Here is an 18,657-nt window from a genome sequence, read left to right as displayed (position 1 = left end):
TTTCAGGCAGTTCGCACAGAAAATCAGCGCCCATCGCCGCTCGTGGACGGCAGTTTCTTTATGTACATATCTTTGGTGTAGTAGTACCCCAGCTTGTCCGGCGTGAAGCCGCCCACCCAGGGCTTCACTAAATGGGTACGCACATAGTGATAGACCGGAATGGCGGGAACATCCTGCGCCAGCAGATCTTCCGCCTGCTGATAGTATTTGCCGCGGGTCGCCACGTTGGTGGCTTTCGCCGCGTTGTGCAGCGCCTCATCGTAAGCCGGGTTGCTGTACTGACTGGTGTTCTCGCTATCCCCGGTGCGGAAGGTATTGAGGAAGGAGGCAGCATCGTCGTAGTCGGCAATCCACGCGTAGCGGACGGCGTCAAAATTATGCGTATGCATCGTATCCAGCATCGTCTTCCACTCCTGGTTCTGCAGCTTCACCTCGACGCCGAGGTTTTTCTTCCACATAGAGCTGGCGGCGATGGCGATGCGCTGATGTGACTCGTAGGTGTTATATAGCAGGGTAAAGACCAAGGGGTGCCGCTCATCGTACCCCGCCTGCGCCAGCAGTTTTTTCGCCTCGGCAATCCGCTTCTCGCGCGGCCAGCTGGCATAGTCCGGGTTGTGTAGCGTCACGCCGCCAATATCCGGCTGACTGATCACCCAGGCCGGGCGCTGGCCCTGGCCGAGTACTTTTCCGGCAATGATATCTTTATCAAGCGCCATATTCAGCGCCCGACGCACGCGCGCGTCGTTAAACGGCGGCCGGGTGGTATTGAACTCGTAGTAATAGGTCGCCAGCTGTGGCGAAACGTCCAGCTGGTCGCCCATGGTTTTCTGCAACTGCGCAAACTGATTGATCGGCACCGTGTAAACAATATCGATCTCCCCCGCTTTGTAGCGATTAACATCGGCGGCCTCGGAAGAGACTGGCAGGTAAGTGACTTTATTGATAACCGTGTGCGCATTGTCCCAGTACTTCACATTACGTTCAGCCACCAGCCGTTCATTCACCACCCATTGGGTCAGCTTATAGGGCCCGCTGGTGACGATATGCTCTGGCCGGGTCCATTTATCGGCAAAACGCTCCACCAGCACTTTGTCGATCGGCACCAGCGCGGGGTGCGCCAGCATCGCCAGGAAGGCAGCATTCGGCTGAGTCAGGGTGACCTGCAGCGTGGTGTCGTTTAGGGCTTTCACCCCCAGCGTCTCGGGGCCCTTTTGCCCCAGGGCAATCTCTCGGGCGTTGGTGATATGCATATTGCCGGGGTAGCTTGCATAGGGGGAGGCGGTGGCCGGCGAGACCAGCCGTTGCCAGCTCCAGACGATATCCTGCGCCGTGATGGCCGTGCCGTCGGACCAGGTCAGACCGGGACGTAAATGGAAGGTCCACAGCTGGTTGTCCTTGTTTTCCCAGCGTTCCGCCAGCCGGGGCTCGACCGCCCCCGCAGGCGATACGCTGACCAGACCTTCGAAGAGATCGCTAATAATATTATTTTCAACGTCGCTCTCGACTTTGTGCGGATCGAGCGAGGCTGGTTCACTGCCGTTATTTCTGACCAGCTCCTGCTTTTCCGCCAGCTGGGTGCCCGGCGGCACCTGCGCCGCCTGCGCCCCGCCGATCATTGCTATCATACTGACTGCCAGCAGCGTTCGCGTGATGTGATTGTTTTGATGTAATGTCATTTCCCTTTGCCTTTAACGTACGGAGTTATTCCCCCTTCCACACTTAGTCGCAGAATTTCAATAAAGCAATATTTTTCAGTAACCTATAAGATTTCGATCGGCTCACCGAAGCGAAACGCGAAAACATATCGCTTTTTCCAATCCATGTAGAATTTTATGCTAGTCAAAAGCGGCAAAAGCTAAGTAAAGATGGGTAAAAGCATTAGGGCTTCACGCTTGTTTTTCTTATTCTTTATACCTAATTACATCTGTCATAAGAGAGTGACTCATGGATCGCATAATTACATCATCGCGTGACCGTTCCTCGCTGCTCAGCACGCACAAGGTTCTGCGTAACACCTACTTCCTGCTCAGCCTGACGCTGGCGTTTTCCGCCATCACCGCTACCGCCAGCACGGTGCTGATGCTTCCTTCCCCGGGGCTGATTTTGACCCTCGTGGGGATGTACGGTCTGATGTTCCTGACCTATAAAACGGCGAATAAGCCCACCGGGATTATTTCCGCCTTCGCCTTCACCGGGTTCCTCGGCTATATCCTTGGACCGATGCTGAACGCGTACCTTTCTGCCGGCATGGGCGATTTGATCGGCCTGGCGCTGGGCGGTACGGCGCTGGTCTTCTTCTGCTGCTCGGCCTACGTGCTGACGACGCGCAAAGATATGTCTTTCCTCGGCGGGATGCTGATGGCCGGCGTGGTCGTGGTGCTGATTGGTATGGTCGCTAACCTGTTCCTGCAGCTGCCGGCGCTGCACCTGGCGATTAGCGCGGTGTTCATCCTGATCTCTTCGGGCGCCATCCTGTTCGAGACCAGCAACATCATCCGCGGTGGTGAAACCAACTACATTCGCGCCACGGTCAGCCTGTATGTCTCGCTGTACAACATCTTTGTCAGCCTGCTGAGCATCCTGGGCTTCGCCAGCCGGGACTAACCGTTCCCCTGCTAACAAAGGCCTCGCTTATGCGGGGCCTTTTTTTTTGCTACACTGCGGCCAGTTTCAGGCGGTATGTGAAAAATTATGTTTATTTTTGAAGGCAACGAAATTGAGACGGATAGCGAAGGCTATCTGAAAGATACCACCCAGTGGAGCGAGGCGATGGCCGACGTCATCGCCGCGCAGGAAGGGATAACGCTCACCGTTGAGCACTGGGAAGTGGTGCGCTTTGTGCGCGAGTTTTACCTTGAATTCAACACCTCGCCAGCGATCCGCATGCTGGTAAAGGCGATGGCCAACAAGTTTGGCGAAGAGAAAGGCAACAGCCGCTATCTCTATCGCCTGTTTCCGAAAGGCCCCGCCAAACAAGCGACCAAAATCGCCGGTCTGCCGAAGCCGGTGAAGTGCATCTAATAGAGGATCGCGAACTTGTCCCAGCTGCGGGTGGGTTGATGGGGTTCAGTCAACACTCGGTCAACCCGCGCGCTGCGCGGCCCACCGGCTTTCAGCCAGGCGATGAGTTTCTCCACCTGCTCCGCCTCGCCGCAGGCAAGCACTTCCACGCCGCCGTCGTCCAGATTACGGGCATAGCCGGTCAATCCCAGCTGCAGCGCTTCCCGCTGTGTCGAATAGCGAAATCCTACGCCCTGAACCGAACCGTAAACCCATGCCATCGTGCAGATACTGGCCATCATCGTCTCCTTTTCGCTCACCCTTTACGCTGAGGATAGCAAATTCATTCAGCGTACGTGCTTTGGCAGTAAACCATAGTGCTGACGGAAGCGCGCGGTAAAGCGCGATCCCGACTGATATCCGCTGTTCTGCGCAATTTCCCCGATGGGCCGCGAAGTGGTCTGCAGCTGCCCCAGGGCATGGGCCATCCGCACCTCCTCGACAATCTGGCGAAAACTCTGCGATTCCTGCTGCAGCCGACGGCGCAGCGTGGACTCGCCGAGAAAGAGCATTTTCGCTACCCGCGACACGCTCCACGCTTGCGCTGGCGACAGCATGACCAGTTGTCGAACCTGCGCCGACAGATCCTGCTGCCGCTCGACGAGCAGCGGGCCGGCATAACCCGCCTCGTGCAAGGCCAGCAGCAGGCCCATGGTCTGATGCTGCTGCAGAGAGGGGGACAAGCCTTCCCGCACCGCCTGCAGAACGCTTTGCCACATAAACGCCAGCTCAGTCGTCACCGGGGCGCAGAGCGAGGTCAGACGCCCGGGCGGTGGTTCACTGACATAGCGGGTCTTGAACGCCGTCAACAGCTCGGGCGTCAGCGACAGCAGATCGGAGCAAAAGAGGCCATTCTCCGGCTGGTTAATCACCTCCAGCTCAACGTCAGCCGGCAAAACAATCAGCTGTTGCGGGGTCGCCAGCACCCGGCTCTCCCCTTGCACAATCACCTTGCTGCCGCGCTTTACCCGACAGAGCGCCGGGGCGAACAAACGCACCCGATGCAGCCTGCATAGCCGTCGGGTGGTGATCTCCGCGGCGGTCAGGGCGTTATGCTGAAAATGAATACTCTCCATCCGACCACCCTTTTATTTTAGCGCCCGGCCGTCGCCGTCAACTGGGCGCTGGCGAGAGCATGGCTGTGTAACAGATACCCGACCAGCGCCCCGCTGGCATCGGCATTCACCGGCAACGTGGGGATATCCAGCGCCCACACCGTAAAACGGTAGCGATGCGGTTTATCTCCCGCCGGCGGGCAGGCGCCGCCGAAGCCGGCATAGCCAAAATCGTTGCGGCCCTGTACCGCTCCGCCCGGCAGTGTAGCGCTGTTTTTATCTCCCGCGCCAGCGGGCAGAGAAGAGACGCTGCTGGCAATATTGACTAACGTCCAGTGCCACCAGCCGCTGCCGGTAGGCGCATCAGGATCCCGGACGGTGACCGCGAAGCTGCGCGTGCCTGCCGGGGCGTTTTTCCATGTCAGCTGTGGAGAGACATTACCTCCTGTGCAGCCGAAACCGGTAAACCAGTGCTTCTGGGCCAGCGGCTGCCCGTCACGCATATCATTGCTGCTCACGCTAAACGGCGCAGCCATCGCGCCACTGCTCACTGCCGCAACCATCGCCACAACTATCCGCATACCTGTTTTCATCGTCTTCTCCTCCTGGGGGTGAGAAGACAGAGTATGAAACGCCGCGCAAAGTGAATGTGCTGAAGCGCCTGCATTTTGTGCCGAAACGCTCAACCGCGCCTGGCGGGGGAAAGATGCTTGTATGCGCCAGGTGTGCTAATCTACGCGCCATTTTTCGGTGCCGACATTCCCGTTGCTTAAAGGTAGCTCCATGACAGATTCCCTATTCCCCCGCTTAGTGTTAGCCAAAGGACGCGAGAAATCCCTGCTGCGTCGCCATCCGTGGATTTTCTCCGGCGGCGTCGCCCGCATGGAAGGTAAAGCCCGCAGCGGTGAAACCATCGATATCGTTGACCATCAGGGAAAATGGCTGGCCCGCGGCGCTTACTCGCCGTCGTCGCAGATCCGCGCCCGCGTGTGGACCTTCGATCGCAACGAAGCCATTGATAACGCCTTCTTTGAACGCCGCCTGCAGCAGGCGCAAACCTGGCGTGCCTGGCTGGCCGAGCGCGATGGCCTCGACAGCTACCGTCTGATCGCCGGCGAGTCCGATGGGCTGCCGGGCGTGACAATCGACCGCTTTGGCAACTTTTTCGTACTGCAGCTCCTCAGCGCAGGCGCCGAATACCAGCGCGCCGCCATCATCAGCGCCCTGCAGAGCCTGTTCCCGGACTGCGCCATTTACGATCGCAGCGATGTCGCGGTGCGTAAAAAAGAGGGGCTGGAGCTGGCCCAGGGGCCGGTAGTGGGCGAACTGCCGCCAGCGCTGCTGCCGATCGCTGAGCACGGCATGAAGCTGTTGGTCGATATCCAGGGCGGGCACAAAACCGGCTATTACCTCGACCAGCGCGACAGTCGCCTGGCGACCCGTCGCTACGTGGCGGACAAACGGGTGCTGAACTGCTTCTCTTATACCGGCGGCTTTGCGGTGTCAGCGCTGATGGGCGGCTGCCGCCAGGTCACCAGCGTGGATACCTCGCAGGAGGCGCTCGACGTTGCGCGCCAGAACGTGGAGCTCAACGGACTGGATCTGTCCAAAGCGGAGTTTGTGCGCGACGACGTGTTCAAACTGCTGCGTAAATATCGCGATCAAGGGGAGAAATTCGACGTCATCGTGATGGATCCGCCGAAATTCGTAGAAAATAAAAGCCAGTTGATGGGCGCCTGCCGTGGCTATAAAGATATCAATATGCTGGCGATCCAGCTGCTGAACCCCGGCGGCGTGCTGCTGACCTTCTCCTGCTCCGGCCTGATGACCACCGATTTATTTCAGAAAATCATCGCGGATTCCGCAATTGATGCCGGACGTGATGTACAATTTATAGAACAGTTCCGTCAGGCTGCCGACCATCCGGTGATCGCAACCTATCCGGAAGGGCTGTATCTGAAGGGGTTTGCCTGTCGCGTCATGTAACTTGAAAAACGAAACATGAGCCTCATATAGGGAGTATTCATGTTTCCCAGGAGGTGCCTATGATAGCCAGCAAATTCGGTATCGGCCAACAGGTCCGCCATACGCTCTTGGGCTACCTGGGCGTCATCGTCGATGTCGATCCCGAGTACTCGCTCGCGGAACCGGAAGAGGATGAAATTGCCGCCAATGACGAACTGCGCGCGGCCCCCTGGTACCATGTAGTGATGGAAGATGATGATGGCCAACCCATCCACACCTATCTGGCAGAAGCGCAGCTGAGCAGCGAACCCCGCGACGAACATCCGGAGCAGCCGTCCCTCGACGAGCTGGCCAAAACAATTCGTCAGCAGTTGCAGGCGCCGCGCCTTCGCAATTAAACAAAACCCCGCCAGGCGGGGTTTTTTGTTATTTTGCTAATCCCAGTCGCGGTAGCTCAATGGCCGGACAACGATCCATCACCACGTTTAACCCGGCTTCTCGGGCCAGCACCGCGGCCTGTTCATTGATCACCCCCAGCTGCAGCCACAGCGTTTTCGCGCCGATAGCAATTGCCTCCTGCGCCACGCCCCATGCCGCTTCTGAATTACGGAAGACATCAACCATGTCGACCTTTTCCGGAACATCGGCAAGCGTTCCATAGCCCTGCTGCCCCAACAGCGTCTTGCCTGCCACCTTCGGCGAAACCGGGATAACGTGATACCCCTGATCCAGCAGATACTTCATGACACGGTAGCTAGGACGGTCAGGTTTGTCGCTGGCGCCGACCAGCGCAATCGTCCGTGTCGAGGTCAGGATTTCGGCAATATCGTTCTCTTTCATGGTTTCCTCCTGCTATTTCACCTAAGTGTATGCTAATCCGCTGCAGGGGGCCATCCAGGCTAACCCGCAGATTCAGCAAAATTTTCATCCCTGATGCTTGCAGCGACAGCCACATTCAGTAATCTGTCAGCAGGTCAAAATGCGGAATGAAAATATGGAACTGACAACACGTACCCTGCCTGCGCAAAAACATATCGCGCTGGTGGCTCACGATCACTGTAAAGATATGCTGATGAAATGGGTTGCTCGCCATCAGGCGCTGCTGGCACAACATGTTTTGTACGCCACCGGCACTACCGGCAACCTGGTCTCCCGGGCTACCGGGCTGGAGGTCAATGCCATGCTGAGCGGCCCGATGGGCGGCGACCAGCAGGTGGGAGCCCTCATTTCAGAAGGGAAAATCGACGTGCTGATCTTCTTCTGGGATCCGCTGAACGCCGTTCCCCACGACCCGGATGTCAAAGCCTTGCTGCGTCTGGCCACGGTCTGGAACATTCCGGTCGCCACTAACGTCTCCACTGCTGACTTTATTATCCAGTCACCGCACTTCGCTGAACCGCTCGATATTCTGATCCCGGATTATCCGCGATATCTTGCCGAGCGCCTGAAATAATCGAACCGCGATCACGGCTTTCTGGCCACAGGCACATCCAGCGCCTGCAGGATCTCGACAAACGGCGACGGTTGCGCCTTGTTAAATAACAGCCACACCCGGTGACGGGCACGGGTTATGGCCACGTACAGCAGTCGACGTTCCTCCGCATCCGGAAAATCTTCCGGTTGCGGGAGGAGCGCCTCCTCTATGATCGACTCGCGCGCTGGAGCCGGAAACGCATCCACTCCCTCCTGCAGTCCCAGCACAATGACATAGTCGGCCTGCTGACCTTTGCTGGCGTGAATAGTCATAAAATCAAGCTGGAGGTGCGGCCAGCGCGTCGCCGCTTTATCAAGCGCCTCGGGCTTCAGATGATGGTAGCGGGCAAGCAGCAGGATCCGCTGCTCGGGCTTAACGTAACCGCTCAATTTATCCAGAAGATCGTCCAGCTTATCGTCGGCTAACAGCGTGACGGCCTTTTTATCTCCCGCGGTCAGGCTGTTCAGCGGTTTGCTTAACTGATGCGGATTCTGCTGGATAAAACCATTGGCTATTTCGCCGATACGTCCGTTAAAGCGATAGGTGGTATCCAGCGCACAGCAGTCTCCTTCGCCAAAGTAGTGGTTGAACGCGGTGGTCAGGGAGAGCTGCGCCCCGCTGAACCGGTAAATCGCCTGCCAGTCATCGCCAACGGCAAAGAGCGTGGTTTGGCTATTTTGCCGGCGTAACGCGGCCAGCAGCGAGGCTCGCTGCGGCGAAATATCCTGAAATTCATCCACCAGAATGTGTTTCCACGGGCTAACGAAGCGGCCTTTATCGAGAATATTGACCGCCTGATGGATCAGGCCGGAAAAATCGACCGCATTCTCCGCCTTCAGCGCCGCCTTCCACTCTTTCAGCAGGGGCGACATCAGCTTCACCCGTTTACTGAACAGATCGCGTACCGCATCCGGCGCGCCGGTGATCATCTCTGCCTGGGAGCCGCCGTGCATGCGCATCAGGCTGACCCAGCGGTCAAGCCGGCTGGCCATCCGCCGCTGCACCTTTTTATCCTGCCAGAAGTCCCCCTCCGGCAGTTGCCAGCCCATCTCCTCTTCCAGCCACAGGCGCCAGCCTTTCGCCTGCGCTTTTTTCTCCTGGCACTGCTTTTGCCAGCTTTTCAGCAGCAATGCGTGGCGGGCCGCAGTATCGCTTTCCAGCTTACTGATGGTGGGCACTTTTTTGCTGCCCTGCTGGATAATATGCAGCGCCAGCGAGTGGAAGGTGCGGGCGGTAATATCGTCTGATGCCAGACGCTCGCGGATCCGCTCATCCATCTCCTGCGCCGCCTGGCGGCCGAATGCCAGCAGCAGAATTTGCTCTGCCGCCGCTTCTCCCCGCGCCAGCAGCCAGCCCGCTCGAGCCACCAGCACCGAGGTTTTACCACTGCCCGCTCCCGCCAGCACCAGCAGGGAGTGCTCGCCGTTCACCACCGCTCGCGCCTGCGACGGATTGAGCGGGGAGGATTCCACGCCGTCAAAAAAGCCGCGATACTGTTCCAGCATCGCCTCGGTAAAGGCCTGGTTATGGGCCTGACGCGCCGCTTCAACATCCCCTAACCAGCGCTGACATTCCCGCCACAGCTCCCGGCAGTTATCAAAGGCGTCAAGCCGGCTGGTGGGCATCGGCAGCCCGGTTAACGCATGGCGAATATTATCCTGAACATCCGCCACCTGCTGACGCGTCAGCCACTTACCTTCTGCCCGGGTGCGTTCGATGGCTGTCAGCTGCTGCTTCAGCACCCCGGCGGCGATACCGCTCATTTCCGTGCTCCACTGCTGCCAGAGCGTGTGTAAATGGTGATAAAAGCGCTGCGTTTCGCTCCATTCGGTACCGTGCAAACGCACGACTTTATCGTCCGGCAGCACAAACTCCAGTTCGCCCCAGACCAGACCGCGCTTACAATGCACTGACAATAACTGATTGAAAGGGATAAGATACTCATGACGATCGCCGGAAACCTTTACCCCGGCATTCAGTAACTGCACCCTGTCATAAGGATGCTGAGCCATGCGTTTGCCCAATGTTGTCGCTTTAAGTTCCATATAATGTCGATTTTCAATCAGGGTGGATTGTTTTTCAGTTTAACCGCCCCGGACCAGGTGCTCCAGCGCAAAAAAACGTTACAATTGTCAGGTCTTATTATCCACAGGGCAAAACCGAGGCTTTATGCGTACCATTCTGAATATTTTGAACTTTATCCTTGGCGGTTTCGCCACCACTTTAGGCTGGCTGCTCGCCACCCTGGTCAGCATTATGCTGATCGTTACGCTGCCGCTGACTCGTTCCTGCTGGGAAATCACTCGCCTTTCGTTATTTCCTTATGGTAACGAGGCGATTCATGTTGATGAGCTCGAGCCAGGTCGCCAAAACAGCCTGCTGAACGCCGGCGGCACCATCCTGAACATTCTGTGGTTCATTTTTTTCGGCTGGTGGTTGTGCCTGATGCATATTTTCAGCGGCATCGCCCAATGCCTGACTATCATTGGCATCCCGGTGGGGATCGCTAATTTTAAAATCGCCGCCATCGCCCTCTGGCCGGTGGGTCGCCGGGTCGTCTCTGTGGAAACCGCGCGCGCAGCGCGCGAAGCCAATGCGCGTCGTCGCTTTCAGTAACCGAATGGAACACGGACATGATTAGCCCCCTGCTACGCCGCTACACCTGGAACAGCGCCTGGCTTTATAACGTACGCATTTTTATTGCGCTCTGCGGCACGACGTTGTTTCCCTGGTGGATCGGCGAAGTCAAACTGACCATCCCCCTCACCCTCGGCGTCGTGGCCGCGGCGCTGACCGACCTTGATGACCGTCTGGCGGGCCGTCTGCGCAACCTCGCCATTACTCTGGTTTGCTTTTTTATCGCCTCCGCCTCCGTGGAGCTGCTGTTTCCGTGGCCGCCGCTGTTTGCCCTTGGTCTGACCGTGTCTACCATCGGCTTTATTTTGCTTGGCGGCCTCGGACAGCGCTATGCGACCATTGCCTTCGGCGCCCTGCTTATCGCCATCTACACCATGCTCGGCGTCACGCTGTACGATCACTGGTATCTGCAGCCGTTGTTCCTGCTGGCGGGAGCCGTGTGGTACAACCTGCTGACGTTGTCCGGCCACCTGATCTTTCCAATTCGTCCACTGCAGGACAACCTGGCGCGTAGCTATGAGCAACTGGCCCGCTATCTGGAGCTCAAATCCCGGCTGTTTGATCCAGACCTTGAGGATGAGAGCCAGGCGCCGCTGTACGATCTGGCCCTCGCCAACGGCCAACTGGTGGCGACCCTTAACCAAACCAAGGTCTCACTGTTGACCCGACTACGAGGCGACCGGGGACAGCGTGGTACTCGTCGCACGCTGCAGTATTACTTTGTGGCCCAGGATATTCATGAACGCGCCAGCTCATCGCATATTCAGTACCAGACCCTGCGCGACCAGTTCCGCTACAGCGATGTGATGTTCCGTTTCCAGCGCATGCTTTCGATGCAGGCGCAGGCCTGCCAGAAACTCTCGCGGGCGATTCTGCTGCGCGAACCCTATCAGCATGATGCCCATTTCGAACGGGCGTTTATGCATCTCGATGCGGCACTTGAGCGCGTACGCGCCAGCGGCGCATCCGATGAGCAGCTCAACGCCCTTGGCTATTTACTCAATAATCTGCGCGCCATTGATGCTCAGCTGGCCACGATTGAATCGGTGCAAACCACCGCGCCCGCCGGGAGTAATACAGAGACGCTGCTGGCCGACGACAGGCTCGGCGGACTGAACGATATCTGGCTGCGCCTGCAGCGCAATATGTCACCAGAGTCAGCCCTCTTTCGCCACGCGGTGCGTATGTCGCTGGTGCTTTGCGCCGGCTATGCCTTCATCCAGTTTACCGGTCTTCAGCACGGCTACTGGATCCTGCTGACCAGTTTGTTCGTCTGCCAGCCGAACTATAACGCCACCCGCCATCGCCTGGCGTTGCGGATCATCGGCACGCTGGTCGGGGTGGCGATCGGCCTGCCGGTCCTCCTGCTGGTACCGTCGGTTGAAGGGCAGCTGCTGCTGATCGTCCTCACCGGCGTGCTGTTCTTCGCCTTTCGTAACGTGCAGTACGCCCATGCCACCATGTTTATTACGCTGCTGGTGCTGCTGTGCTTTAACCTGCTTGGCGAAGGTTTTGAAGTCGCGCTGCCGCGCATCATTGATACGCTGATCGGCTGCGCCATCGCCTGGGCGGCGGTCAGCTTCATCTGGCCGGACTGGAAATTCCGCAACCTGCCGCGGGCGCTGGACCGGGCGCTAAACGCGAACTGCCGTTATCTGGATGCCATCCTGGAGCAGTACCACCAGGGCCGCGACAACCGGCTGGCCTACCGTGTCGCACGCCGTGACGCCTACAACCGCGATGCTGAGCTGGCTTCCGTCGTCTCGAACTTGTCGACGGAACCACGGGCGGATGCCGCCCAGCGCGAGACCGCCTTTCGCCTGCTGTGTCTCAATCATACCTTCACCAGCTACATTTCCGCTCTCGGCGCGCATCGGGAAAAACTGTCCACGCCGGACATCCTCGCCCTGCTCGATGATGCGGTCTGCTATGTGGATGATGCCCTGCATCATACCCCAGCGGATGAACAGCGGGTGCAGAAGGCGTTGACCAGCCTGCAAAGCCGGATCCACCATCTGGAGCCTCGCGCGGACAGTAAAGAGCCCCTGGTGTTACAGCAGATTGGCCTGCTGCTGGCGCTGTTGCCTGAAATCTGCCGCCTGCAGCAGCGGGTACACGCTCAAACGGAATAACCGTTGTCCATTAGCGCGCAGACGCCCATTCCAGAAGCTCCTGACGCCGTGGCGTCGGGAGCGCGGCGGCATGAACGCCAACGATAGCCCCCTCCAGCGCCAGCAAGACGTTGTGCGAAAGGGAAGCATTGTTCTCGCGCAGCTTTAGCCAGGCCTGGCGGGCACCCACCGCCCGTAGTGCTAACACATCTGGAATGCCCGAGTGAATCAGCTGCAATTCCATATGAAAGCTGATATTGGGTAAATCCTTCAGGCGTCCCGACGACCGGCGGCGATATTTTTCACGCTGGGCGCTCTGCCACGACATCAGCGACAAGCGGAATAGCTGTTTCTCATCGCGCCACAAGGCATCGTCGATTTGATAATACTTTAGCGGCACGATGCGCCCGTGTCGGCGCAGCATCAATAAAGGATTATGGTGTTCTACCCGATAGGCAGCGCTCTGCTCGCAGGCCTTTAGATAAATATTCCCCTCTGCCACCATCGCAAACACGGTATCTTCGATAGCCAGGCTGTAGCCGCCAAACAGGGGGCGAGAGTGAAGTTGACCCAGCGGAGAGACGCAGGCCTGAAATTGCGGGAGCCGCGGACATACGAGTTTTCTCATGATCATTCCTTTGTGAATCATGTAATTAAACTTAAGTTGTTAACGGATCCGCTAAGGGAAAACATAAGGGACTTCCCTGACAGCAGCAAGATGATTTTTGCCTGCTTTTCCACCAGAATGCGGTTTTGCGAGACGCTTTCAGAAAATTGCAGCTGTTGCTGCAACTGGTAGACAGGAGAAAAAGGATTAGCCGGTGTTAAGGATGGTGTTGCGAGTAGCCGCAAACCTGTACCGTCAGGATGGCTGAAAGCGATTAAATTTCCACCAGCAAAATGACAAATTGCGGTTGATCTTTTCCCCTGGCGGATATACTGTATATGCATACAGTAACTACAGGCGGGATAGACTATGTTTACTTCAGCTCATGCAAACCGTTCAGCACAGGCCTCTGCTCCGGCAGCCCACTACGCTCATCGTTCTGGCGAACAGGCCGCCAATGGGCTGATCAGTGAAATTGTCTATCGTGAAGATCAACCCATGATGACACAGTTGTTGTTGCTACCTTTATTACAGCAGTTGGGTCAACAGTCTCGCTGGCAGCTGTGGCTTACGCCGCAACAAAAGCTTAGCCGCGAGTGGGTTCAGTCCGCCGGTCTGCCGCTGTCTAAGGTCATGCAAATCAGCCAGCTCTCCCCCAGTCACACTTTAGACTCGATGATCCGCGCCCTGCGTACCGGTAACTATAGCGTGGTTATCTGCTGGCTGGCGGAGGAGTTAACCGCTGACGAACATGAGCGTCTGGTGCATGCAGCCCAGGAAGGCTGCGCGATGGGATTCATCATGCGCCCGGTCCGAAATCAGGGCACGCTCGGCAGACAACTCAGCGGGCTAAAAATTCACTCAAATTTGTATCATTGAGTGAAATTAGGATTATTCCTGGAATTTTTTTTACCGCTAGTAATGGCACAGCGTTTTTTAAGGTCTTTTTCGCGGAATGCCTGCCACACGGGCATTTGTGCCTTTTTTTCGTGTACGAAAATCAACCATATTTGTTAAATATTGTGTACACAACCCTTTTTTTTCATATGCCTGACAGAGTTCACACTTGTAAGTTTCGAACTAAGTTGTAGACTTTACATCGCCAGGGGTGATCGGCTTACGCTGCATGTATCAGCATAGTTAACAACAAGTCACGCCCCCGGTGAAGGATTTAACCGTGAGGTCTTTTGTAACTTCATGGCGAATTTTGGATGATAATGAGGCGCAAAAAATGAAAAAGACAGCTATCGCGATTGCAGTGGCACTGGCTGGCTTCGCTACCGTAGCGCAGGCCGCTCCGAAAGATAACACCTGGTATGCAGGTGGTAAACTGGGTTGGTCCCAGTATCACGACACCGGTTTCTACGGTAACGGTTTCCAGGGCAACAATGGTCCGACCCGTAACGATCAGCTCGGTGCTGGTGCGTTCGGTGGTTACCAGGTTAACCCGTACCTCGGTTTCGAAATGGGTTACGACTGGCTGGGCCGTATGGCATATAAAGGCAGCGTTGACAACGGTGCTTTCAAAGCTCAGGGCGTTCAGCTGACCGCTAAACTGGGTTACCCGATCACTGACGATCTGGACATCTACACCCGTCTGGGCGGCATGGTTTGGCGCGCTGACTCCAAAGGCAACTACGCTTCTAACGGCGTTTCCCGTAGCGAACACGACACTGGCGTTTCCCCAGTATTTGCTGGCGGCGTAGAGTGGGCTGTTACTCGTGACATCGCTACCCGTCTGGAATACCAGTGGGTTAACAACATCGGCGACGCGGGCACTGTGGGTACCCGTCCTGATAACGGCATGCTGAGCCTGGGCGTTTCCTACCGTTTCGGTCAGGAAGATGCTGCACCGGTTGTAGCTCCGGCTCCGGCTCCGGCTCCGGAAGTGGCGACCAAGCACTTCACCCTGAAGTCTGACGTACTGTTCAACTTCAACAAAGCAACCCTGAAACCGGAAGGTCAGCAGGCTCTGGATCAGCTGTACACCCAGCTGAGCAACATGGATCCGAAAGACGGTTCCGCTGTTGTTCTGGGCTACACCGACCGCATCGGTTCCGAAGCTTACAACCAGCAGCTGTCTGAGAAACGTGCTCAGTCCGTTGTTGACTACCTGGTTGCTAAAGGCATCCCGGCTGGCAAAATCTCCGCTCGCGGCATGGGTGAATCCAACCCGGTTACTGGCAACACCTGTGACAACGTGAAAGCTCGCGCTGCCCTGATCGACTGCCTGGCTCCGGATCGTCGTGTAGAGATCGAAGTTAAAGGCTACAAAGAAGTTGTAACTCAGCCTGCGGCTTAAGTTATAACTGATGAAAAAACCCGCTTCGGCGGGTTTTTTTATGTCTTCTCGCTCGCTTTAGCGGCTAAAAGCTGAAGGCCGTAAGAGGCGGATGGTAGCCTGTGTGGCGCGACCTGCGCCTTAGTCACCACTGAACGGGCAGCCCGTTACTCCTTACCTAACAGAACCTGCAGATCGTGCTTCAGGCTCGACATTTTGCTGGCATACTTCTCTTTATGCTCAGCATCCTCAATCAGCTGGACGATGGTTTCGGACAAGGTTTTCCCACGCCTCTGCGCCAGACCGGCAAGGCGCTGCCAGACGACAAACTCAAGGTCGATCGACTTCTTACGCGTATGCTGATGCTCGGCGTTAAAATGGCGTTTCCGTCGCGCACGGATGGTCTGTTTCATGCGGTTCATCAGCGCCGGATTCATATGCTGCTCAATCCAGGCATGCACCAGCACAGGTTCATTCTCGAGCGTCAGCAAGTCATCTACCGCAGCTTGCGCAGCGCTGGCCTCAATGTAGCGGGTAATCAGCTCACCTTCCCGGTGCTTCTTTACCAGATATTTCCATTTCCAGCCGCTTTCAAGATTTTCCAGTTGTTGATATTTCATTGCGATCTCAATGTGACCGTGTAACTCATTTCAGGATATCAGTTTTTTCCTGATGTGCTGAATATAAATCATTATTCGTGATGTGGATGGCCGGGTAATCATCGGGGTAGCCATAATCCTCCGTGTGCTCAGACGCGGCATCAGGTATAATTGCGCGCTTTACATCTAACTAAAAAACAGCGACTTTGACCATTACGAAACTGACCCGAACCGACCTTGCGCCTGATCTGGAACCTTACCAGGCGCTGTTTGCTCAAGCTGAACTCTCTCATCCGGCCCCCTCCCTCTCGGGCGATCTGCAGCCGCGGTTGTTCTATGCGCTTGAGCAGCTGCTGTACACCCCGGCAGTCTCCTCCTTCATGTTGGTGAAAGCCCCTGAGGAGCCGGAATATCTGCAATGGCTGGCGGCTGAAACTCGCACGCTGCACGAGCCTGCCGCACCGCTTCACGGAGTTCGCTATGAGGTTAACGGCGCTCACGTGACGCTCACGCCGGCGCAACGCGCTGAAGATAATTTTGCCAGTACCGCTCCGGTCGTGGCGGCCGATTGGCTGGAGGCGGAACAGCTGTTTGGCTGCGTACGCCAGTTTAATGGTGAAATCACACTCCAGCCTGGCCTGGTCCATCAGGCCAACGGCGGCGTGCTGGTGCTCTCACTACGCGCATTACTGGCGCAACCGCTGCTGTGGATGCGCCTGAAAAATATGGTGACCCGTCAGCGCTTTGACTGGCTCTCCATTGATGAATCACGGCCGCTGCCGGTCAGCATCCCTTCCATGCCGCTGAGCCTGAAAGTCATGCTGGTGGGCGAACGCGAATCGCTGGCCGATTTCCAGGAAATGGAGCCAGAGCTCTCTGCCCAGGCTATCTATAGCGAGTATGAAGACACCCTGCAGTTTGCGGACGCCGATACGCTGATGGCCTGGTGCCAGTGGGTATGGCAGAATGCGCAGCAGCTGGAGCTACCGGGCCCGGCGAGCGATGCCTGGCCACTGCTGATCGATGAAGGGACGCGCTACACCGGCGACCAGGAGACCCTGCCGCTCAGCCCGCTATGGATAGCCCGCCAGCTGCGTGAGTCTGCCGCCTTCTGCGAAGGCGAAGAGATTACCGGCGAAGCGATGCAGACGATGCTGGCGCGCCGGGAGTGGCGTGAAGGCTACCTGGCGGAGCGTATGCAGGATGAAATCCTGCAGGAACAGATCCTGATTGAAACCGAAGGCGAATGCGTCGGGCAGATCAACGCCCTCTCAGTCATTGAATTCCCCGGTCATCCACGCGCCTTCGGCGAACCTTCGCGCATCAGCTGCGTCGTGCACATTGGCGACGGCGAGTTTATCGACGTCGAACGCAAAGCCGAGCTGGGCGGCAACATCCATGCGAAAGGCATGATGATCATGCAGGCTTTTCTGATGTCCGAGCTGGAGCTGGAGCAACAACTCCCCTTCTCCGCTTCGCTGACCTTTGAACAGTCCTACAGTGAAGTGGATGGCGACAGCGCCTCCATGGCGGAACTTTGCGCCTTAATCAGCGCGCTGGCCAACGTGCCGATTAATCAGAGCATCGCGATCACCGGCTCCGTCGACCAGTTTGGTCGTGTGCAGCCGGTCGGCGGACTGAATGAAAAAATTGAAGGTTTCTTCACAATCTGTCAGCAGCGCGGTCTCACCGGAAAACAGGGCGTGATTATCCCTGCCGCCAACGTTCGCCATCTTAGTCTGACCCACGAGCTGCGTCAGGCCGTTGCCGACAATCAGTTTGCTATCTGGGCAATAGACGATATTACCGAAGCGCTGCCGATGTTGACCCAGCTGATGTGGGACGGTGAAGGACAGACGCTGCGACAAACCATTCAGGAGCGGATAGCGCAGGCGACCCAGCAGGAGACTCGCCATCGTTTTCCGTGGCCGCTACGCTGGTTAGGTGGGACAAGTTCTAACTGATCGGACTTGTTCAGCTTACACGTGTTAGCTATCCTGCGTCCCGAACTTAAAATAAGGCTTACTGAAAACATGGTAGATAAACGCGAATCCTATACAAAAGAAGATCTTCTTGCCTCTGGTCGTGGTGAACTGTTCGGCGCGAAAGGCCCGCAGTTGCCGGCGCCAAACATGCTGATGATGGACCGCGTCATCAAAATGACCGAAACCGGTGGTAACTACGACAAAGGTTATGTTGAGGCCGAACTCGACATCAACCCGGACCTGTGGTTCTTCGGTTGCCACTTTATCGGCGATCCGGTGATGCCGGGCTGCCTGGGCCTGGATGCCATGTGGCAGCTGGTAGGTTTCTATCTCGGCTGGCTCGGCGGCGAAGGCAAAGGCCGTGCGCTGGGCGTTGGCGAAGTGAAATTCACGGGCCAGGTTCTGCCGACCGCGAAAAAAGTGACCTACCGCATCCACTTCAAGCGCATCGTTAACCGTCGTCTGATTATGGGCCTTGCGGATGGAGAAGTGCTGGTTGACGATCGTCTGATCTACACCGCAAGCGATCTGAAAGTGGGTCTGTTCCAGGATACTTCCGCTTTCTGATAACGTTCAGCAGCGATTAAAAGGCGAAGCCCCCGCTATGCGGAGGCTTCTTTTTTAAAGAGACAGTGTCAGGCCGTTAGTACCCTGTCCTCCATGGCTTCTCGCCAGCCTCCCAGCCACCATGAGCGTTGATTCAAGCTCTGGTATGGACACATTTCTTTCGATCTTCCTGCGATACCCGCCTGATATCCGCGTTGATGTGCCCGTTCCAGGCGATCTCGTTTTTGTCTCTTCATGCCTCGTTTCCCTCATTCTTTGATCTGGTGGAAAAGAAAACAGTGGTCGCAAATTGTGCAGCCACGGGTTACGAATACCG

General features: G+C 56.8%; 21 protein-coding genes. 11 read left to right on the top strand and 10 right to left on the bottom strand.

Annotated elements, in window-relative coordinates:
* Positions 1–23: 23 nt before the first annotated feature.
* Positions 24–1,676: an ABC transporter substrate-binding protein gene (locus ABLU95_RS11775; RefSeq protein ID WP_065881803.1), complete on the bottom strand. Its 1,653-nt coding sequence runs from the start codon at positions 1,674–1,676 to the stop codon at positions 24–26.
* 268 nt (positions 1,677–1,944) lie between these two features.
* Between ABLU95_RS11775 and yccA the strand changes: the two genes are divergently transcribed.
* Complete coding sequence (gene yccA, locus ABLU95_RS11770; RefSeq protein ID WP_002898458.1) at positions 1,945–2,604, top strand: FtsH protease modulator YccA; 660 nt, start codon at positions 1,945–1,947, stop codon at positions 2,602–2,604.
* A gap of 87 nt (positions 2,605–2,691) precedes the next feature.
* Complete coding sequence (gene tusE / locus ABLU95_RS11765; RefSeq protein ID WP_050532900.1) at positions 2,692–3,021, top strand: sulfurtransferase TusE; 330 nt, start codon at positions 2,692–2,694, stop codon at positions 3,019–3,021.
* Here the strand turns inward: tusE and yccX are convergent.
* Genes yccX through ABLU95_RS11750 form a run of 3 tightly spaced genes read right to left on the bottom strand, consistent with a single transcriptional unit; the run spans position 3,018 to position 4,708 of the window.
* A complete protein-coding gene (yccX, locus tag ABLU95_RS11760; RefSeq protein WP_004201446.1) occupies positions 3,018–3,299 on the bottom strand; it encodes an acylphosphatase in 282 nt (93 codons plus the stop codon). The two genes, tusE and yccX, sit on opposite strands and share 4 nt — an antisense overlap.
* Before the next feature lie 48 nt (positions 3,300–3,347).
* Positions 3,348–4,136 carry an AraC family transcriptional regulator gene (locus tag ABLU95_RS11755; protein WP_023289061.1) on the bottom strand — a complete coding sequence of 263 codons (789 nt, stop codon included), beginning with the start codon at positions 4,134–4,136 and terminating at the stop codon, positions 3,348–3,350.
* A gap of 17 nt (positions 4,137–4,153) precedes the next feature.
* A complete protein-coding gene (locus tag ABLU95_RS11750; protein ID WP_023289060.1) occupies positions 4,154–4,708 on the bottom strand; it encodes a YbhB/YbcL family Raf kinase inhibitor-like protein in 555 nt (184 codons plus the stop codon).
* Between the two features lie 190 nt (positions 4,709–4,898).
* Between ABLU95_RS11750 and rlmI the strand changes: the two genes are divergently transcribed.
* Positions 4,899–6,101, top strand: coding sequence for a 23S rRNA (cytosine(1962)-C(5))-methyltransferase RlmI (gene rlmI / locus ABLU95_RS11745; RefSeq protein ID WP_023289059.1), 1,203 nt, complete (start codon positions 4,899–4,901; stop codon positions 6,099–6,101).
* A 59-nt stretch (positions 6,102–6,160) separates the two neighbouring features.
* Positions 6,161–6,478 carry a heat shock protein HspQ gene (hspQ, locus tag ABLU95_RS11740; protein ID WP_023289058.1) on the top strand — a complete coding sequence of 106 codons (318 nt, stop codon included), beginning with the start codon at positions 6,161–6,163 and terminating at the stop codon, positions 6,476–6,478.
* Between the two features lie 28 nt (positions 6,479–6,506).
* Here hspQ and ABLU95_RS11735 read toward each other — a convergent pair whose 3' ends face one another.
* Entirely contained in the window at positions 6,507–6,920 is a 414-nt protein-coding gene (locus tag ABLU95_RS11735) for a CoA-binding protein (RefSeq protein ID WP_023289057.1), read from the bottom strand.
* Between the two features lie 154 nt (positions 6,921–7,074).
* Here ABLU95_RS11735 and mgsA point away from each other — a divergent pair, with 154 nt between their 5' ends.
* Entirely contained in the window at positions 7,075–7,533 is a 459-nt protein-coding gene (gene mgsA / locus ABLU95_RS11730) for a methylglyoxal synthase (protein ID WP_023289056.1), read from the top strand.
* Positions 7,534–7,544: 11 nt separating this feature from the next.
* Here mgsA and helD read toward each other — a convergent pair whose 3' ends face one another.
* Positions 7,545–9,599 (bottom strand): DNA helicase IV, encoded by a 2,055-nt coding sequence (gene helD, locus ABLU95_RS11725; RefSeq protein ID WP_348879621.1) that lies wholly within the window; start codon positions 9,597–9,599, stop codon positions 7,545–7,547.
* A gap of 124 nt (positions 9,600–9,723) precedes the next feature.
* Here helD and ABLU95_RS11720 point away from each other — a divergent pair, with 124 nt between their 5' ends.
* Together ABLU95_RS11720 and yccS are read left to right on the top strand one after the other, a co-directional pair.
* Positions 9,724–10,170: a YccF domain-containing protein gene (locus ABLU95_RS11720; RefSeq protein WP_004201437.1), complete on the top strand. Its 447-nt coding sequence runs from the start codon at positions 9,724–9,726 to the stop codon at positions 10,168–10,170.
* A gap of 17 nt (positions 10,171–10,187) precedes the next feature.
* Positions 10,188–12,323: a YccS family putative transporter gene (gene yccS / locus ABLU95_RS11715; RefSeq protein WP_023289054.1), complete on the top strand. Its 2,136-nt coding sequence runs from the start codon at positions 10,188–10,190 to the stop codon at positions 12,321–12,323.
* Between the two features lie 10 nt (positions 12,324–12,333).
* Here the strand turns inward: yccS and ABLU95_RS11710 are convergent, their stop codons facing one another.
* Both ABLU95_RS11710 and ABLU95_RS11705 read right to left on the bottom strand, forming a co-directional pair.
* Positions 12,334–12,930 (bottom strand): TfoX/Sxy family DNA transformation protein, encoded by a 597-nt coding sequence (locus ABLU95_RS11710; protein ID WP_348879619.1) that lies wholly within the window; start codon positions 12,928–12,930, stop codon positions 12,334–12,336.
* 17 nt (positions 12,931–12,947) lie between these two features.
* Positions 12,948–13,253 (bottom strand): hypothetical protein, encoded by a 306-nt coding sequence (locus tag ABLU95_RS11705; protein WP_170927824.1) that lies wholly within the window; start codon positions 13,251–13,253, stop codon positions 12,948–12,950.
* Positions 13,254–13,278: 25 nt separating this feature from the next.
* Here ABLU95_RS11705 and sulA point away from each other — a divergent pair, with 25 nt between their 5' ends.
* Together sulA and ompA are read left to right on the top strand one after the other, a co-directional pair.
* Complete coding sequence (gene sulA / locus ABLU95_RS11700) at positions 13,279–13,788, top strand: SOS-induced cell division inhibitor SulA (protein ID WP_023289052.1); 510 nt, start codon at positions 13,279–13,281, stop codon at positions 13,786–13,788.
* A 352-nt stretch (positions 13,789–14,140) separates the two neighbouring features.
* Positions 14,141–15,211, top strand: coding sequence for a porin OmpA (ompA, locus tag ABLU95_RS11695; protein WP_023289051.1), 1,071 nt, complete (start codon positions 14,141–14,143; stop codon positions 15,209–15,211).
* Positions 15,212–15,357: 146 nt separating this feature from the next.
* Here ompA and matP read toward each other — a convergent pair whose 3' ends face one another.
* Entirely contained in the window at positions 15,358–15,810 is a 453-nt protein-coding gene (matP, locus tag ABLU95_RS11690) for a macrodomain Ter protein MatP (protein WP_002898404.1), read from the bottom strand.
* A gap of 185 nt (positions 15,811–15,995) precedes the next feature.
* On the opposite strand from matP, the gene ABLU95_RS11685 reads away from it, so the two are divergent.
* Both ABLU95_RS11685 and fabA read left to right on the top strand, forming a co-directional pair.
* The gene (locus ABLU95_RS11685) at positions 15,996–17,753 is read left to right on the top strand and encodes a Lon protease family protein (RefSeq protein ID WP_086075740.1); all 1,758 of its coding nucleotides are present in this window, start codon (positions 15,996–15,998) and stop codon (positions 17,751–17,753) included.
* 69 nt (positions 17,754–17,822) lie between these two features.
* Complete coding sequence (gene fabA, locus ABLU95_RS11680; protein WP_004201428.1) at positions 17,823–18,341, top strand: bifunctional 3-hydroxydecanoyl-ACP dehydratase/trans-2-decenoyl-ACP isomerase; 519 nt, start codon at positions 17,823–17,825, stop codon at positions 18,339–18,341.
* Between the two features lie 68 nt (positions 18,342–18,409).
* On the opposite strand, the gene rmf is transcribed toward fabA, so the two are convergent.
* A complete protein-coding gene (rmf, locus tag ABLU95_RS11675; protein WP_002898396.1) occupies positions 18,410–18,577 on the bottom strand; it encodes a ribosome modulation factor in 168 nt (55 codons plus the stop codon).
* Positions 18,578–18,657 lie beyond the last annotated feature (80 nt).

It is taken from the genome of Klebsiella sp. GG_Kp146 (assembly GCF_040061975.1).
Lineage (GTDB): Bacteria > Pseudomonadota > Gammaproteobacteria > Enterobacterales > Enterobacteriaceae > Klebsiella > Klebsiella quasipneumoniae.
This window is presented reverse-complemented; position numbering and strand designations above follow the sequence as displayed.

Excerpts from the sequence above, each read along its gene's own strand:
- ABLU95_RS11775 (WP_065881803.1), bottom strand. The coding sequence starts at position 1,676 with ATGACATTACATCAAAACAATCACATCACGCGAACGCTGCTGGCAGTC.
- yccA (WP_002898458.1), top strand. The coding sequence starts at position 1,945 with ATGGATCGCATAATTACATCATCGCGTGACCGTTCCTCGCTGCTCAGC.
- tusE (WP_050532900.1), top strand. The coding sequence starts at position 2,692 with ATGTTTATTTTTGAAGGCAACGAAATTGAGACGGATAGCGAAGGCTAT.
- yccX (WP_004201446.1), bottom strand. The coding sequence starts at position 3,299 with ATGGCCAGTATCTGCACGATGGCATGGGTTTACGGTTCGGTTCAGGGC.
- ABLU95_RS11755 (WP_023289061.1), bottom strand. The coding sequence starts at position 4,136 with ATGGAGAGTATTCATTTTCAGCATAACGCCCTGACCGCCGCGGAGATC.
- ABLU95_RS11750 (WP_023289060.1), bottom strand. The coding sequence starts at position 4,708 with ATGAAAACAGGTATGCGGATAGTTGTGGCGATGGTTGCGGCAGTGAGC.
- rlmI (WP_023289059.1), top strand. The coding sequence starts at position 4,899 with ATGACAGATTCCCTATTCCCCCGCTTAGTGTTAGCCAAAGGACGCGAG.
- hspQ (WP_023289058.1), top strand. The coding sequence starts at position 6,161 with ATGATAGCCAGCAAATTCGGTATCGGCCAACAGGTCCGCCATACGCTC.
- ABLU95_RS11735 (WP_023289057.1), bottom strand. The coding sequence starts at position 6,920 with ATGAAAGAGAACGATATTGCCGAAATCCTGACCTCGACACGGACGATT.
- mgsA (WP_023289056.1), top strand. The coding sequence starts at position 7,075 with ATGGAACTGACAACACGTACCCTGCCTGCGCAAAAACATATCGCGCTG.
- helD (WP_348879621.1), bottom strand. The coding sequence starts at position 9,599 with ATGGAACTTAAAGCGACAACATTGGGCAAACGCATGGCTCAGCATCCT.
- ABLU95_RS11720 (WP_004201437.1), top strand. The coding sequence starts at position 9,724 with ATGCGTACCATTCTGAATATTTTGAACTTTATCCTTGGCGGTTTCGCC.
- yccS (WP_023289054.1), top strand. The coding sequence starts at position 10,188 with ATGATTAGCCCCCTGCTACGCCGCTACACCTGGAACAGCGCCTGGCTT.
- ABLU95_RS11710 (WP_348879619.1), bottom strand. The coding sequence starts at position 12,930 with ATGAGAAAACTCGTATGTCCGCGGCTCCCGCAATTTCAGGCCTGCGTC.
- ABLU95_RS11705 (WP_170927824.1), bottom strand. The coding sequence starts at position 13,253 with ATGCATATACAGTATATCCGCCAGGGGAAAAGATCAACCGCAATTTGT.
- sulA (WP_023289052.1), top strand. The coding sequence starts at position 13,279 with ATGTTTACTTCAGCTCATGCAAACCGTTCAGCACAGGCCTCTGCTCCG.
- ompA (WP_023289051.1), top strand. The coding sequence starts at position 14,141 with ATGAAAAAGACAGCTATCGCGATTGCAGTGGCACTGGCTGGCTTCGCT.
- matP (WP_002898404.1), bottom strand. The coding sequence starts at position 15,810 with ATGAAATATCAACAACTGGAAAATCTTGAAAGCGGCTGGAAATGGAAA.
- fabA (WP_004201428.1), top strand. The coding sequence starts at position 17,823 with ATGGTAGATAAACGCGAATCCTATACAAAAGAAGATCTTCTTGCCTCT.
- rmf (WP_002898396.1), bottom strand. The coding sequence starts at position 18,577 with ATGAAGAGACAAAAACGAGATCGCCTGGAACGGGCACATCAACGCGGA.